Source organism: Streptomyces sp. NPDC006458, assembly GCF_040612135.1.
In the GTDB taxonomy this organism is placed as follows: Bacteria; Actinomycetota; Actinomycetes; order Streptomycetales; family Streptomycetaceae; genus Streptomyces.
The window spans coordinates 300,326-316,111 of record NZ_JBEXPR010000004.1 but is presented as its reverse complement, the minus strand read 5'-3'; the positions used below and the strand labels follow the sequence as shown (position 1 = coordinate 316,111).

Below are 15,786 nucleotides of genomic sequence, written 5' to 3'. Positions count from 1 at the left end.
GATGTCAACGCCGAATCACCGCGCATGCTCGTCGCGCCGTACTGTCCCGCGCTGGTGCTCGCCGACCAGGCGGCCACCCTGGAACGTTGTGTCCGGAGGGCGGCTGATCCTCGGGGTGGGGACCGGGTGGAACCCGGACGAGTTCGCCGCCGTCGGCGTACCCGCCCGTGAACCCGGAGCGCGCACCGACGACCACCTCGCCGCCGCCAGGGCCCTGTGGAGCCTGCCCGCGGACTTCGAGGAACCGTGCGGTGTCCGACCAGGGCAACGGCCACGTCAAGCTGATCAACCGCAACAGCGGCAAATGCCTGGACGTCGCGGACGGCTCGACCGCCGACGGAGCCGCGGTCGTCCAGTGGACCTGCGGCAGCCAGCTCAACCAGCAGTGGAAACTGACCGACCTCGGCGGCGGCTACCGGCAGGTGGTCTCCCGCAGCAGCGGGAAGTGCCTGGACATCTACGGCGGCTCCACCGACGACGGGGCTCCGCTCGTCCAGTGGACGTGCGGCGGCCAGTCCAACCAGCAATGGACCCTGCGCGCCGCGACCTGATCCGGTTCCCGCCCGGCCGCCGGTCCGCTCCGGCCGGGCGGGGCCGCGGACACATGCGGATACTGGAGATGACGGCCGTTGCCACGGTGAGCGGAAGTTCGCGCGATGGACAAGAGGGCACTCGATCTGACCAACGGGGCCGCGGGGAACGCGGGCGGCTGGCTCGGAGCGCTGCTGGTGGCCGCCGTGGCCACGGACCAGTCCGGGGTGATCGTGCGCTGGGACCGGGCGGCGCAGGAACTGCTCGGATACCCCTCCCGGGACGTGGTGGGCCGGCACATCTCCGACCTGCTGCACCCCGGGGCGGATCGCAGCCTCGGCCGCTCGCTGTGGGAGCGCGCGGTCACCGGCCGGGGTGTGACGGGCGCCGTGACCGCCTGGCATCAGGACGGACACCCCGTCGAGCTGGAGATCTGGGCGACCCCCGTGCCCGAAAGGACACGGGGCGGCACCACGGTGCTCGTCTTCGTGGCCGATGCCCCCTCGGCCCGCGCGATCCGCGGCTCGTCCGCCGTCTGGGACGGACTGTTCGCCCGCTCACCGGTCGGGATCGCCGTCTTCGACACCGAGCTGCGGTTTCTGCGGGTCAATCCCGCCCTCGAAGCCATGAACGGTCTCGCCGAGGCCGCTCATGTGGGCCGGCGCCTGGTGGAGGTCCTGCCCGATGTGAACGCCGCCGACATGGAAGTCGCGATGCGGCAGGTCCTGGACACCGGTGAACCGATCCTGGACTTCCGCCGTGTCGGCCGCACTCCCGCCGACCCCGACCACGATCACGTGTGGTCCTGCTCGTACGTGCGCCTGGAGGACCCCGACGGCCGGCCCATCGGGGTGACCGCGACACTGATCGACATCACCACACAGCAGGAGGCCGAGATCGAGGCAGAGGCCGGCCGGCGCCGGCTGGCACTCATCAACGAAGCCACCTCCAGGATCGGCACCAGCCTGGACCTGGAACGCACCGCGCAGGAACTCGCCGACGCCGCCGTCCCCGACCTCGCCGACGCCGTCACCGTCGACGTCCTGGACTGCCTCGCCGCCAGCGGTGACCTCGGCCCGGGGCTCGTCGGCGGCACCGTTCTGCGCCGGGTGGGCCGGGCACCGCTGACCGGCTCGGCCATCACCACCACCCTCGCACCGCTCGGCCGCACCCTCGGCTTCCCCGCCGCCGCCCCCTACACCCAGGCCCTGGCACAGCGCCGCCCCTACCTCGTGGCACACATGGACGAGGAGGCCATCGCGCCCGCGGCTCGCCACTCCGCCGCCCCCGCGCAGCTCCTGGAGCTCGGCGTGCACTCGTTCATGATGGTGCCGCTGCTGGCCCGTGGTGTCGTGCTGGGGCTGGCCACCTTCTACCGCAGTCGCCCGCTCGGCCCGTTCACCGAGGGCGACAGCGCGCTGGCCTGCGAACTCGCCGCACGTGCCGCCGTGTGCGTGGACAATGCCCGCCTCTACCACCGGGAGCACGACACCGCCCTCGTCCTCCAGCGCAGCATGCTGCCCCAGCACATCACCCCGCCCCCCGGCCTCCAGGTCGCCCACCGCTACCTGCCCGCCAGTGACGTCAACGAGGTGGGCGGCGACTGGTACGACGTCATCCGCCTCACCGACGGCAAAGCCGCGCTCGCCATCGGCGACGTCATGGGCCACGGCACCTCCGCCGCCGCCGTCATGGGGCGCCTGTCCGCCGCCGTCCGTGCCCTGGCCCGGCTCGACCTCGAACCGGAGGAACTCCTGCGACAGCTGGAAGCCGCCCTGCTCGACCTGGCCGAGCCCATGCTCGCCACCTTCTGCTACGCCGTGCTCGACCCCGCCGACGGCCACTGCCGTATCACCCGCGCCGGCCACCCGCCCCCGGTGCTCGTCCCGCCGGGGGGCACCGCTCGCCTCCTGGACCTTCCCGCCGGTGTGCCCCTCGGCGTCGGCGGCACCCCTTTCACCACCACCGACCTCACCCTGCGGCCAGGGAGCCTTCTGCTGCTGTACACCGACGGACTGGTCGAGGCCCGAGGCAGCGACATCGACGACCGCCTCAACGAACTCACCCACCTCCTGTCCCGGCCCAGCCCGTCACTCGACCGGCTGTGCGACACTCTCGTCACGCACCTGGTGCCCGCTTCCGCGGACGACGACATCGCTCTCCTCGCCGCCAAGACTGAGCCCTGAGCGGCCCCGCGCAGACACCGCGGCCCTGAACGCCACGCGGGCCGTGGGCCGTGCCGGGCAGCGGACGTGCCCGGCACCGTGCCGTTTCAGGGCTGGGGCGCCCGGTCCGTCTCGCGCAGCGTGAACGCCGCCTCCGTCGTCCGGCACAACGCCTGCACCGCATGACGCAGCGAGCGCCAGGAGGCCAGACCGAGGAGGACACCGAAGGGGGCCGTGGGCCACCACCAGGCGCCCAGGACCGTGAACGCCGCGCTCCAGACGAGGGCCTCGCACGCCGCGTCGTAGGCGTCGCGGGCCTCGGCGAGCGCGGCGCGGGGCTGGTCGGCCGCACCGAGCAGGAGGGTGGTCCAGCCCCTGACGACGTCGCCGCCGGTGTCCCGTCCGACGTTCTCCTCGGTGAGGCGCAGGCGGTCGCCGGACCAGGTCGGTGACCGCGGCCGCCCGCCGGTCCTGGCCCGGGCGGCAAGCGCGTCGAGCCGGTCGGCGCGCAGCGCGTGGCCGTCGGCGCGGGCCCGTACGGACCGCCGGGCCAGCACGTCCGGCTCGACCCAGCGCCGTACCCGCCACGCGGTCACCCGCCGGCCGACCGGCATCAGCCACCACGGCCAGGCCCCGGACGCCAGCGAGCCGATCGCGGCCGCCGCGTAGGGCACCGTGAACGCGGCCCCCACCACCGGCACCGCGACGAGCACGAGCGAGGCCACGGCGTCCGCGGACAGACCGCCGCCCGTCCGCAGCGCGTCGGCGATCCGCTCGCGAGCGAGAGCCGTGTCGTTCCAGTGGGCATGGCCCAGTTCCCCGCCGCCGACGACCGCGACGACGACGAACAGCGCTGCGGGCAGCAGCCGCCGCAGGAACCAGCCGTCGGGTATCCGCTTCTGCAGCTCGATGAGCAGGCCCACCGCGGTCAGCCGTCCACCAGGCGCATGGGCCCCGCCGCCAGCTCACAGGCCGGCGCGGCGGTCGCCGGCCCGTCGCGCAGTTCGACCCGGGCGCAGCGGCTCGTGGGGCAGACCCAGCCCACCGACCGGGGGGTGGGCGCGCCGGGCCAGTCGCCGACACCCATCGTGGCGGGCAGTCCGAGCCCGTTCGGGACACCGGCCGACTCGACCGCGTCGTTCAGCGCGCGTACGGCGCCCCGCCACTCGGCACCGGCCGGATCGGCGTCCCGTACGACCGGGAAGGCCGACTCCCAGACCGCGCGGGAGACGAGCGGGCGCAGCTCCTCGACGTTGCGGCACAGGTATTCCACGGCGTCCTCGTACACACCGCGCGCCTTCGCCCCGTCGCCCACCTCGGCCTCCCTCGAAGTCCTGATAGCCACTGCTTCCTGACCGCCGGTCAGACTAATGTAGGCGGCGATGTCCGAGCTTCGGGAACGAGTGGTCGAACGTCTGGCCACGGCGCACAGCACCGGCGATCCCGCACCCCTGCGCGACCCGACGGCGGTGGTCGACGCACTGGCGCTGCTGCGGGAGGCGGCCCCCTCGCCCGAGGGTCCGATCGACCTCGAAGCGGTCGCCGCGGTGTTCTGGACGTTCTGGTTCCGTCACCAGGGCCCCGAGGACCCGGAGGCCGCACAGAACATGGGCGTCGGGGTGGCCGCCTTCGGCTTCCTGTGCCCGCGCCTCCCACAGGAGGCCGGACTCCCCGAGTCCCTGAAGGAGAACTTCGACCCCTCCGACCCGTCCCACGAGGCGCGGTTCGCGCATCTGGTGTGCTCGGTGCACGCCGAGGTCGCGGTGAACGGAGCACCCGGGGAGCGGGCGGCGGCGCTCGACCGCGCGCTCGCCTGGTCGGACACCGCCCTTGAGTCCGTACGTCCCGACGACCCCGTGGGCTTCGTCGAACTGGCCATCTACGCACACGACTTGTGGATGAGCCGATTCCAGACGGAGGCCGACCCGGACGGGCTGGTCGCCGCCGCCCGCTACGGACGGGAGGTGTGCACGCGGGTGGCCGCCGAGCCGGGCCTGTTCGACACCGACGGGGCGCGGGCCGCCGGCGCGGCCTGTCTGCGCACGGTGGTGGACTCCGCCCGGCTGCTCGGCACCCCCCGGCTCGCACATGTCGAGCGGCTGGTCGCGGCCGTACCGGACGGCTTCCTCACCCCCGAGACCGCGGAAGCGCTGCGGTTCCTGCGCAGGCTGGACGCCCAGCCCGTCACCTGGCCCGGTGAACGCGACATGCGCGTCGGCGCGGTGATCGCCGACGCGGGCGTCGCCGAGCAGGACGCCGGCCGGGTCGCCTGCGGCGTACGACGGCTGCGCGCGGCCCTCGCCGAGACCCCGGCCGCTCACCCCGAGCACACCGCGGTCACCGTCGCCCTCGGCCGGGCGCTCGCCGCGCTCGCGCGGGTGTGCGACGACGCCGACGCGGCCCTGGAGGCCACCGAACTGCTCGCCTCGGCAGGGACCTTGAGCGACGAACAGAGTGAAATGCTCGCCGTCTACCGAGAGTTCGAGCAGCTCAGCGAGAGCGACGACCCGGACGCCCTGGGACGGGCCGCACCGCTGATCGGACGTCTCGCCGCCCGGGACAGGGAGCGCGCCGCCCGCGAGGGCCGGCAGATCGACCTCGACCTCGAAGTCCTCTCCCTGAGCTCCGGATTCGAGCCCGACGACAGCGCCGACGAACGCATCGGCCGCTACCGCACCGCCCTCGCCGTCCTCCCCGCCGACCGGCCGAACCGGCATGCCTACGTCGCCGTCCTGGCCGCCCTCACCGGGCTGAGGGCCGAGGCCCTGCGCGACACGGCGCCCGCCCGCGCCGGACTGCTGGACGTCGAGTGCCGTGAACTGACCGAAGAGACGCTCACCACCGCCCCGCCCGGCTTCCCGGCGACGGACCTGCTGCGCCGCGGACTGTTCGCGGCCGCGCTGCCCGTCGCCGCCCTCGCCATCACGGCGGACGTCACGCGGGACGAGGACATGCCCGACGAACTGCGGCGCACACTCGCCCAGTTGTCCCGGATGGCCGACGTCCGCCTCGACAGTCCCGAACACCTCGACTCCGACATCGCGATCATCCGGGAACTCCTCGACGGCACGGACGAGGACGATCCCCAGCTGCGCCAGGACCTGGCGGGCGCCCTCGGCAGCGCCATGCTGGCCCGCGTCACGGAACGGCGCGATCCCGCCACCCTCGAAGAGGCCGTTCGACTGCTGCGCTACGCCCGCGCCGACTCCGGTGAGGCGCCCGGCAGGTTCGACCGGACGCTCGCCGACGCCCTCACCGTCCTGTCGGCGGGCAACTTCGACGCGGAAGGCGCACGCGAGGCGGCGGCCCTGCTCGCCTCGACGCCCGACCCCGGCCCGCTCACCCCCGAGGAAGCGGCCCCGTACGACGGTACGGCGCTGACCCCGACCGACCGGGAGATCCTGGCAGCACGCACCGAGTTCCACAACGCCCTGCAGAACTACATCCTGGGCCATGAGCCCGCCCAGTTGGAGCGGGCCAGGCGGATCGCCCACCGGATGCGGGAGATCACCCGCACCGGGCCCACCGACGGGCAGGAGCCTCCCTGGTACGACATGCTGGGCGACGCCTACGTCGACCTGGTCGAGACCGTGGGCCCGGGCGGCCCGCGACCCGACCTCGACGACACGGTCGTCGAACAGTGCCGCAGGACGTTCGAGGCATGCCCCGCCGGACACCCGATGCGGCTCATGGTGGCGATGACGCTCGCCCGCGTCCTGATGCAGCGTGCCGCCACCCTGCGCACCACCGAACCGGAGCGGTCGCAGGCGCTGCTCACCGAGGCGCAGGGCCTGAGCGGTGCCCTGAAGGAGGCGACGCCGGACTGGTCGCCGATCGACGCGGCCGGCGTGATCACCACGGCCGCCGACCTCATCGGCCGGGACCGCCTCCCGGAAGTGTCCACCACGGCCGCCCCCGGCCCCGCACACCACCCGGACGTCTCCGGCACCGACGACGCCACCGAACCTGCACCGGCGGACAGTGGCCCGTTCGGGCCGCTCGCGGCTGTCCTCGACCCCCTCCGGTCCCGCCTCGCCGGCCGCGCGGTCCCCGACGGCTGGAGCGACCCCGCCATCCCCGTCTGGATGCGCGCTCACGGTGAGATCGGCGCGGCAGCCGGAGCGCTCGGCCGGCGGCAGCCGCGGATCGACCTGGCCCTTACACATCTCGAAGCGGCCGTCGAGGCGATGGCCGGCATCACCGACCGGGGCAGCGACCAGACGTCCGCCGAGCACGGTCTGTCGACCTTCGAGGGCGACATCCGGTCGATCGTCGAGCTGATCCTTTCCGCCCTCGAACTGCGTGAGTCCGCCGAGCGGGTCACCGAGCGGGTGCGGATCCTGGAACAGGGTGTGCGCGCGCTGGAGGCGGGACAGATGCCCGATCTCGACGGCCTCCCCGCCCTCGGCCGCACGGTCCGGGGCCCCGACGTCGACCGCACCGCCGAACTGCTGGAACGCGGCCGGGGTCTGCTGCTGGCCCGCCGCATCGAGGCCCGCGCCGACATCGGTGACCTGCACAACGCACACCCCGAACTGGCGGCGGAGTTCGAGCGGTTGACCGAACGCATCGACGCACGTCCCGAATCGCCCGCCACGGGGTCCGCGGTGGGGGCCGCCGAGTGGGCCAGGCTCGCAGGCCTGCGCGCCTCCAACGAACTGGACGACCTCGTACGGCGCATCCGCACGCGGCCGGGCTTCGAAGGCTTCCTGCGGCCACTGACCGCCGGGGAGTCCAAGGCACTCGCTGCCGAAGGTCCCGTCGTCCTCCTCAACCACGGCAAACGCTACTGCCACGCCCTCGTCATCACCCCGGAGTCGGTCACCGCCCTGCGCCTCGACCCCGGGGCCGACGAGATCACCGGCGCGGCCCGCCGGCTGCGCGAGGCCGTCGACGCCATCAACGCCCAGGGCACGGCCCGCCCCTCCCCGCTCCAGCTCGTCGCCGCGGGGAAGGAGGTCCGCGCGACGCTGGCGTGGACCTGGCACAGGATCGTCCGCCCGGTCCTGGAGTGCGTCGGCGCGGCGGAACCCGTCCGGCAGCCCGGCGAGTGGCCGCGCGTCTGGTGGGTGCCGACGGGCTCGTTCAGCGCCCTGCCGCTGCACGCGGCCGAGTGCACGACAACCGACTGCGCCGAGGACGGCTGCGGTGCCGCCCTCGACGCCGTGGTGTCGTCGTACGCGCCCGGCGTGCAGACTCTGGCGTACGCGCGAGCACGCGGCCGACAGCGCGACACCGCCGACCACGGCGGCGCCCTGCTGGTCGCGGCGCCCGAGGACGACCTCCCCGGTGTCGCGGCGGCAGCCACCTACGCGGCCGAACTCCTCGGCGCGCAGCAGCCGTTGATCGGCCCCGCCGCCACCCGCGCGTCGGTGCTCGCCGCGCTGCACGACGCCTCGTGGGCCCACTTCGGCTGCCATGCGGCGACGGACCCGGCAGAGCCATCCGGCGCCCTGCTGCATCTGCCCAGCGGTGAGCCGGTCTCGGTCCTGGAGATCTGCCGGGTCCGCCCCCGTGCGGCGCGGCTCGCCTTCCTCGCGGCCTGCGGCACCGCCCGCACTGCCGAACGCCTCGTGGACGAGGCCATCCACATCACGAGCTCGTTCCTGCTGGCGGGCTTCCCGGCGGCGGTCGGCACCCTTTGGAAGATCGACAGCACCCACGCGGACCACATGACGCGGGACTTCTATCGCCGTACCACCGCTCCCGACAGCCCCGGTGCCGCGCACTCCCTGCACGACACCGTCCGCCAGTTGCGGCGCCGTATCCCCGACAGGCCGCACATCTGGGCGGCGTACGTCCACGCGGGGGCGTAGAGCGGGCGGGGACCGCACGGCGGGCCGCCGTCGGGTGACGCGGTGGATTCCGCCGGGCGAGGGGCACTCCAGGAGTACTTCCGCGAGCGGTACATCGCCCAGCCAGATCGCCGCCGTCGCCACCATCGCCTCCGTCGGCGGTGACAGCCACTGCTCTCTCTGAGCCGGGCGCCTGACCCGGCCCCCGGGGCCGGTCGTCCACGGTGGTGGGCGGGCTGGTCAGGGCAGGGGAGTTCGGTGCAGATTGACGAGCAGCCGCCAGACGCGTAGCGCGATCGCGTCGGGGGCGGCCTGGATCAGGCCGTGCAGCCAGTCGGCGACCACGCCGGCGAAGGTCGCGGCCACGGCCGAGGCGACCAGGCCGGGCTCCGGCGCGCCGGCCAGGGTGCGCTCGGTGAGGCTGCGCGCCCGCAGGTCCTGGTGGAGAACGCGGCCGAGCGGGCCGCCGCCCCCCGGGCTCAGCAGTTCCCGGTAGAGCCCGGCGTGCGGGGCGAGGCGGTCGAAGAAGCCCTCCAGGGCGGGCGGCGGGACCGCGGGATCGGGGGTCCCGCGCCATGCGTGCAGCGCATCGACGGCCTCGCGGACGACATCGGCGCAGGCGTCGACGGCGAGCGCCTCCAGGTCGGCGTAGTGGACGTAGAACGTGGCGCGGCCGACGCCCGCCCGGCGTACCAGGGCGGCGACGCTGACCTCCGCGAGCGGCCGGTCGGCGCACTCCTCCAGCAGTGCCTGGCGCAGTCTGGCCCGGGTTCGTGCCGCGCGGGGGTCCGCCTGCACGCCGGTCACCCGGCCAGCAGAACGGCGGCCAGCGCCAGGGCACCGGGCAGGGCCTGGGCGACGAAGATACGCCGGTTGGCGGTGAACCCGCCGTACAGCCCGGCGACCAGCACGCAGGACAGGAAGAAGACCTGGACGCGGTGGCCGGTCGGATCCTCCGCGACCAGACCCCATACCAGGCCGGCGGCCAGGAACCCGTTGTAGAGACCCTGATTCGCGGCGAGCGGCGCGGTGGCACGGGCCATGTCCGCGTCGAAGCCGGACAGTTCGCGGCCCGGCTTCCGCTCCCACAGGAACATCTCCAGAACCAGGATGTACGCGTGCAGCGCCGCTACCAGCCCGACCAGGACATGGGCGGTTGTCGTCATGGGGATCACCCTTCGAAGTTCATGGACAGGTGTCCATCATACCTGGACAGTCGTCCATAAAGTCCGCCGCGATGATTTCCGGCCGGGGAGCGAGTCTGTCCTTGTGACCCGCGACACCACGGAGGACACCATGCCGACCACACCGAGTGACCCGACTCCGGCGCTGCCCGGCCGCCCGCCCGTCGTCGACCTGGCCACCTGGCAGGCCGCCCGTGACGAGCTGCTGGTCCGGGAGAAGGCCCACACCCGCGAGGGCGACGCGCTCGCCGCGGCCCGCCGCCGGTTGCCGATGGTGGAGTTCGACGGGACGGTCGAGATCGTCGGCCCCGACGGCCCGGTGCCGTTCCTGGACCTGTTCCAGGGCCGCGACGAACTCGTGGTCTACAAGCACATGTGGTACGACGGCGCCCCGCACCAGGGCCAGTGCGAGGGCTGCACCACCACGGCCTGGCACCTTCAGGACGCCGCCTACCTCAACGCCCGCGGCGTGTCCTTCGCCGTCCTGACCACGGGCCGCTGGGACGAGGTGGCCTCCTACGTCGAGTTCATGGGCTACACCCAGCCCTGGTACTCGGTGCGCGACGTGGACGGGCCGGCCGGCGGCGACATGGGCTACCTGGCCTGCTACCTGCGCGACGGCGACCGCGTGTTCCTCACCTACTCCACGACGGGCCGCGGCAACGAGCGGGTCAACGGGTCCCTCGGTCTGCTCGACATGACGCCGTACGGCCGCGGCGAGGCGTGGGAGGACAACCCCGAGGGCTGGCCGGAGGGGCTCGGCCCGTGCTGGTCCTGGCGTTCGGACACGGAAGGGAACGCCACCTGGGGACCGACCAGCCGCCCCGTGCCGCAGTGGACCCGCCCCGGCGCGACCCCCGTGGAAACGCTCGGGCGGCAGGATCACCGCTCTCAGGGCCTCGACCGATAGGCGCGGCGTCAGCGGGGGGAGCACCAGGTCGATGTGCTGCGCCGCCAACTCCCGGATCACATAAGGTTCGCAGGGAGGGAAGGGGATTCGTGGGCCGAATGCGGGTTCTGCTGCTGGATGCGGCTCCTGGGCTCCGACAGCGGCATCGCCCTCTGACCTCACCCGAGGGCAGGGCGGTGGCCGGGCTCCTCCCGGACGCCGGCCCCGCACTCGGCCCCCGAAGGCCTCAGCCCCCGAACGCCCCGAGGATGCGCTCCGCCGCCAGCGTGGGCGTCAACCGCCCCTCTCTGACCTGCCGTTCGACCTCCGGCGTGAGCTCCCGGACGGCGGGGCTGGAGTGCAACCGGGTGAGGAGCTCGTCGCGGACCATCGTCCAGGCCCAGTCGACCTGCTGCTCGCGGCGCCGGGCGTCGAGACGGCCGGTCGCGTCGAGGAGCGAGCGATGCTTCTCCAGGCGTTCCCACACCTCGTCCAGGCCGGTGGACTCGCGGGCGCTGCAACTGAGCACCGGCGGCGTCCAGACGACCTCGCGGCCGTGCATCAGCCGTAGCGCGCCCGCGAGTTCGCGGGCGGCCGCGCGGGCGTCGGTCGCGTGCGGGCCGTCCGCCTTGTTCACCGCCACGACGTCCGCGAGCTCCAGGACGCCCTTCTTGATGCCCTGCAGTTGGTCGCCCGTCCGCGCCAGGGTGAGCAGGAGGAAGGAGTCGACCATGTTGGCCACGGCCGTCTCCGACTGGCCGACGCCGACCGTCTCCACCAGGACGACGTCGTAGCCCGCCGCCTCCATCACCACCATCGACTCGCGGGTCGCCTTGGCGACACCGCCGAGCGTGCCTGCGCTGGGGGAGGGCCGCACGAACGCCGCCGGGTCGACCGCCAGCCGTTCCATACGGGTCTTGTCGCCGAGGATCGAGCCCCCGGTACGGGTGGAGGACGGGTCGACGGCGAGCACCGCCACCCGGTGCCCCAGCCCGGTGAGCATCGTGCCGAAGGCGTCGATGAACGTGGACTTGCCCACGCCCGGCACCCCGCTGATGCCGATCCGCCGGGCCCGGCCGCTGTGCGGCAGCAGCCGGGTCAACAACTCCTGGGCGAGGGCGCGGTGGGCCGGGCGGGTGGACTCCACCAGGGTGATGGAGCGCGCCACGAGGGCGCGCCTGCCGTCCCGTACGCCCTTCTCGTACGCGTCGATGTCGATGGCCATGGGACTACTGGCCGTGTCCCAGGTCGGCCGCGAGGCGGCGCACCAGATCGGCAGCCGCGTCCGGGATCACCGTGCCGGGCGGGAAGACGGCCGTGGCGCCCATCTCCAGCAGGGTGGGGACGTCCTGGGGCGGGATGACCCCGCCGACCACGATCATGATGTCCTCCCGGCCCTCCGCGGCGAGCTCGTCCCGCAGGGCGGGGACGAGCGTGAGGTGGCCTGCCGCCAGCGACGAGACGCCCACGATGTGCACGTCCGCCTCGACGGCCTGCCGGGCCACCTCGCCCGGGGTCTGGAACAGCGGGCCGACGTCGACGTCGAAGCCCAGGTCGGCGAAGGCGGTCGCGATCACCTTCTGGCCGCGGTCGTGACCGTCCTGGCCCATCTTGGCGACCAGGATGCGCGGACGACGGCCCTCGGCCTCGTCGAACTCGTCCACGAGCGCCCGGGTGGACGTCACCGACTGGGACTCACCTGCTTCGTTGCGGTACACACCGGAGATCGTACGGATCTGCCCCGCGTGGCGTCCGTACACCTTCTCCAGGGCGTCCGAGATCTCACCGACGGTGGCCTTCGCGCGGGCGGCCCGCACGGCGAGTTCGAGGAGGTTGCCCTCACCGCCCGCGGCCCGCGTGAGGTCTTCGAGAGCGTCCTGGCAGACCCGCTCGTCCCGCTCCTCGCGCAGCCGCCGCAGCTTGTCGATCTGCTGGGCGCGCACCGAGGAGTTGTCGACCTTCAGCACCTCGATCTGCTCGTCGCCGTCCACACGGTACTTGTTGACGCCGATGACAGGCTGCCGGCCCGAGTCGATCCGCGCCTGCGTACGGGCCGCGGCCTCCTCGACGCGCAGCTTGGGGATGCCCGCGTCGATGGCCTGCGCCATGCCGCCGGCCGCCTCGACCTCCTGGATGTGCTGCCAGGCCCGGCGTGCCAGATCGTACGTCAGCCGTTCCACGTACGCGCTGCCGCCCCACGGGTCGATGACCCGGGTGGTGCCCGACTCCTGCTGGATCAGCAGCTGCGTGTTGCGGGCGATGCGCGCCGAGAAGTCGGTCGGCAGCGCGAGCGCCTCGTCGAGGGCGTTGGTGTGCAGCGACTGGGTGTGGCCCTGGGTGGCCGCCATCGCCTCCACACATGTACGCGTGACGTTGTTGAAGACGTCCTGCGCGGTCAGCGACCAGCCGGAGGTCTGCGAATGGGTGCGCAGCGACAGCGACTTGGAGTTCTTCGGGTCGAACTGCCTGACCAGCTTGGCCCACAGCAGCCGCGCCGCGCGCAGCTTGGCGATTTCCATGAAGAAGTTCATGCCGATCGCCCAGAAGAACGACAGGCGGGGCGCGAACGCGTCGACGTCCAGGCCCGCTTCCCGCCCGGCGCGGATGTACTCGACGCCGTCGGCGAGCGTGTACGCCAGCTCCAGGTCGGCCGTCGCGCCGGCCTCCTGGATGTGGTAGCCGGAGATGGAGATCGAGTTGTAGCGGGGCATGTTCCGCGAGGTGAAGGCGAAGATGTCGGAGATGATCCGCATCGACGGCTTCGGCGGGTAGATGTAGGTGTTGCGGACCATGAACTCCTTGAGGATGTCGTTCTGGATGGTCCCGGCGAGCTTGTCGGCGGACACGCCCTGCTCCTCGGCCGCCACGATGTAGAGCGCGAGGACGGGCAGCACGGCGCCGTTCATCGTCATCGACACCGACATCTTGTCCAGCGGGATGCCGTCGAACAGCTGGCGCATGTCGTAGATCGAGTCGATCGCCACGCCCGCCATGCCGACATCGCCCGTGACGCGCGGGTGGTCGCTGTCGTAGCCGCGGTGCGTGGGCAGGTCGAAGGCGACCGACAGGCCCTTCTGACCGGCCGCGAGGTTGCGGCGGTAGAAGGCGTTGGACTCCTCCGCGGTGGAGAAGCCCGCGTACTGGCGGATCGTCCATGGCTGGTTCACGTACATCGTCGGGTACGGGCCGCGCAGGAACGGCGCGATACCCGGGTACGTGCCGAGGAAGTCCACGTCCTCCAGGTCACGGCCGGTGTACAGCGGCTTGACCGCGATGCCCTCCGGCGTCTCCCAGAGCAGGTCCTCCCCGCCGGACGTCCGCTCGACGGCGGCCTGCCACTCCTCGGCGCTGCCCGCCGGGGACGGGGATCCCAGATCGATCCCTGTGAAGTCGGGGATTCCCATTACGACACTCCCATGCGGTCGAGGGTGGCGGAGAGCACGGCGACCGCGTCGCACCCCGCGAAGACGTAGGAGTCGACGCCCGCGTACGAGCCGGGCCGGCCGGCCAGGGCCACGTGCTCGGCGCCGGCGGCGGCCAGAGCGGCGGCCTCGGCCTCGGCCCGCTCCTCGTACAGCGCGTCGCTGGAGCACAGGCAGGCCTCGGTGGCGGCGCTGTCGGCGAAGGAGCCCTCCGTGACGGGCTCGATGCCACCCGCCTGGAAGAGGTTGGCGGCGAAGGTGAGCCGTGCCGTGTGCGCGGCGGCGGGCCCGAGCGCGGCCAGGTAGACACGCGGCCGGGCACCGGTCGCCGCGAGGTGGGCGTCGGAACGGGCGCGCAGCGCCTCGAACGCCTCGTCGCGGCGGACCCGCGGCAGCCCGCCACCGGGCTGGACCGCAGCGGGCTCGCGGACGACCGGCTTCTCACCGAGGTGCGGGAACTCACTGACACCGGTGACGGGTTCGCGCCGCTTGGCGAGGGCCGTCGACCGCTCGGCCCACGTCGCCGCGAGCCGCTGCTCGGTCCAGCCGGAGCGCAGCGCCGCCGACTGACCGCCCTCCCGCTCGGTCTCCTGGAAGAACTCCCAACCCGCACGGGCGAGTTCGTCCGTCAGCGACTCCACGTACCAGGAGCCGCCGGCCGGGTCGATGACCCGCGCCATGTGCGACTCCTCGATGAGGATCGTGGAGGTGTTGCGGGCGATCCGCCGCGCGAAGGCGTCGGGCAGGCCCAGCGCGTGGTCGAAGGGGTGCACGGTCACGCTCTCGGCGCCACCCACACCGGCCGCGAGGGTCGCGACCGTGGCGCGCAGCATGTTCACCCAAGGGTCGCGGGCGGTCGTCATCACCGACGAGGTGACCGCGTGCTGGACCTGCGCTCCGGCGGCGGGGGCCCCGCACGCCTGCGCGATGCGGGACCACAGTCGGCGAGCGGCTCGCAGCTTGGCGATGGTCAGGAACTGGTCCGCGGTGGCCGCGTACCGGAACTCCAGCTGCCCCAGGGCCTGTTCGACGCTCAGACCGCCGTCGGTGAGCGCCCGCAGATAGGCCACGCCGGTGGCGAGGGAAGCACCCAGCTCCTGCGCGGCCGAGCCACCTGCCTCGTGGTACGGCAGGGCGTCCACGGTCATGACCCGCAGCCCCGGGTACGTCTCGGCGCAGCGCCGGGCGAGACCGACGGCGACGGGGAAACCGTCCTCGTCGTAGGTGGTTCCGGTGCGCGCCCGCGTACCGAGCGGGTCGGCGCCGAGGTTGCCGCGCACCGCCTCGGGGGCGACGCCCCGGTCGCCGTACAGCGCGAGGAGTTCCTCCGCCGCGGCCGCGGTCTCGTGGCCGGCGTCCAGGACGACCGGGGCCAGGTCCAGGTACACGCCCTTGAGGAGACGGGCCAGCTCACCCGTCGGGATGCCGCCCGGCCCCATGGCCAGCCACAGCGAGGTGACGCCGTTCTCCAGGTCCGTGAGGACCGCCTCGGGGTCCGGCGCCGAGTGCCGCTGTCGCACGTCCCAGCCGCCCGAGGTGTTGCCCTCGGCACGCCCGGAGCGTACGAACGGGGCGAAGCCGGGCAGGCCGGGATCGGGCACACCGTCGGTGGCCGTGTAGAGCGGACGGGCAAGCAGCCCGTCCTCCAGAGCCGTGGACAGCTTCTGCTCGGCTTCGGTCTCGGGTACGTCCTTGCCCGACCTGCTCAGTACGCCCGCCACGAGGCGCTGCCACTGCGCATGGGTCGCTGCAGGGAACTCGGCGGCCAGAGAGAGGCCGTCGTCAGGCAGCACAGTCATG

Annotated in this window: 11 protein-coding genes and 1 pseudogene; 5 read left to right on the top strand and 7 right to left on the bottom strand. The window is 73.2% G+C overall.

Annotated features, from left to right (window positions below; all coding sequences use genetic code 11):
* Position 1 precedes the first annotated feature (1 nt).
* From ABZZ79_RS07995 to ABZZ79_RS07985, 3 genes and pseudogenes are all read left to right on the top strand, one after another.
* Positions 2-241, top strand: a pseudogene (locus tag ABZZ79_RS07995) (LLM class flavin-dependent oxidoreductase); the annotation flags it as partial.
* Positions 242-251: 10 nt separating this feature from the next.
* Positions 252-551 (top strand): RICIN domain-containing protein, encoded by a 300-nt coding sequence (locus ABZZ79_RS07990; protein ID WP_356687625.1) that lies wholly within the window; start codon positions 252-254, stop codon positions 549-551.
* Between the two features lie 105 nt (positions 552-656).
* The gene (locus tag ABZZ79_RS07985) at positions 657-2,717 is read left to right on the top strand and encodes a SpoIIE family protein phosphatase (RefSeq protein WP_356687623.1); all 2,061 of its coding nucleotides are present in this window, start codon (positions 657-659) and stop codon (positions 2,715-2,717) included.
* 86 nt (positions 2,718-2,803) lie between these two features.
* Here the strand turns inward: ABZZ79_RS07985 and ABZZ79_RS07980 are convergent, their stop codons facing one another.
* Positions 2,804-3,619, bottom strand: coding sequence for a hypothetical protein (locus ABZZ79_RS07980; protein ID WP_356687620.1), 816 nt, complete (start codon positions 3,617-3,619; stop codon positions 2,804-2,806).
* Positions 3,620-3,624: 5 nt separating this feature from the next.
* Positions 3,625-4,041, bottom strand: coding sequence for a hypothetical protein (locus ABZZ79_RS07975; RefSeq protein WP_356687618.1), 417 nt, complete (start codon positions 4,039-4,041; stop codon positions 3,625-3,627).
* A gap of 37 nt (positions 4,042-4,078) precedes the next feature.
* Here ABZZ79_RS07975 and ABZZ79_RS07970 point away from each other — a divergent pair, with 37 nt between their 5' ends.
* On the top strand, positions 4,079-8,512 hold the full coding sequence (locus ABZZ79_RS07970) for a CHAT domain-containing protein (RefSeq protein ID WP_356687616.1): 4,434 nt from the start codon (positions 4,079-4,081) through the stop codon (positions 8,510-8,512).
* A 219-nt stretch (positions 8,513-8,731) separates the two neighbouring features.
* Here the strand turns inward: ABZZ79_RS07970 and ABZZ79_RS07965 are convergent, their stop codons facing one another.
* Positions 8,732-9,289: a TetR/AcrR family transcriptional regulator gene (locus tag ABZZ79_RS07965; RefSeq protein WP_356687712.1), complete on the bottom strand. Its 558-nt coding sequence runs from the start codon at positions 9,287-9,289 to the stop codon at positions 8,732-8,734.
* Positions 9,290-9,294: 5 nt separating this feature from the next.
* Entirely contained in the window at positions 9,295-9,657 is a 363-nt protein-coding gene (locus ABZZ79_RS07960) for a DUF1304 domain-containing protein (RefSeq protein ID WP_356687614.1), read from the bottom strand.
* 130 nt (positions 9,658-9,787) lie between these two features.
* Here ABZZ79_RS07960 and ABZZ79_RS07955 point away from each other — a divergent pair, with 130 nt between their 5' ends.
* Entirely contained in the window at positions 9,788-10,585 is a 798-nt protein-coding gene (locus ABZZ79_RS07955; protein WP_356687612.1) for a DUF899 domain-containing protein, read from the top strand.
* A gap of 226 nt (positions 10,586-10,811) precedes the next feature.
* Here the strand turns inward: ABZZ79_RS07955 and meaB are convergent, their stop codons facing one another.
* From meaB to ABZZ79_RS07940, 3 genes are read right to left on the bottom strand one after another with little or no spacing between them, the layout of a single operon-like run.
* Positions 10,812-11,789 carry a methylmalonyl Co-A mutase-associated GTPase MeaB gene (gene meaB, locus ABZZ79_RS07950; RefSeq protein ID WP_356687610.1) on the bottom strand — a complete coding sequence of 326 codons (978 nt, stop codon included), beginning with the start codon at positions 11,787-11,789 and terminating at the stop codon, positions 10,812-10,814.
* Between the two features lie 4 nt (positions 11,790-11,793).
* Positions 11,794-13,968: a methylmalonyl-CoA mutase gene (scpA, locus tag ABZZ79_RS07945; protein WP_356687608.1), complete on the bottom strand. Its 2,175-nt coding sequence runs from the start codon at positions 13,966-13,968 to the stop codon at positions 11,794-11,796.
* A complete protein-coding gene (locus ABZZ79_RS07940) occupies positions 13,968-15,785 on the bottom strand; it encodes a methylmalonyl-CoA mutase subunit beta (protein WP_356687607.1) in 1,818 nt (605 codons plus the stop codon). The genes scpA and ABZZ79_RS07940 overlap by 1 nt, the downstream gene beginning before the upstream one ends.
* Position 15,786 lies beyond the last annotated feature (1 nt).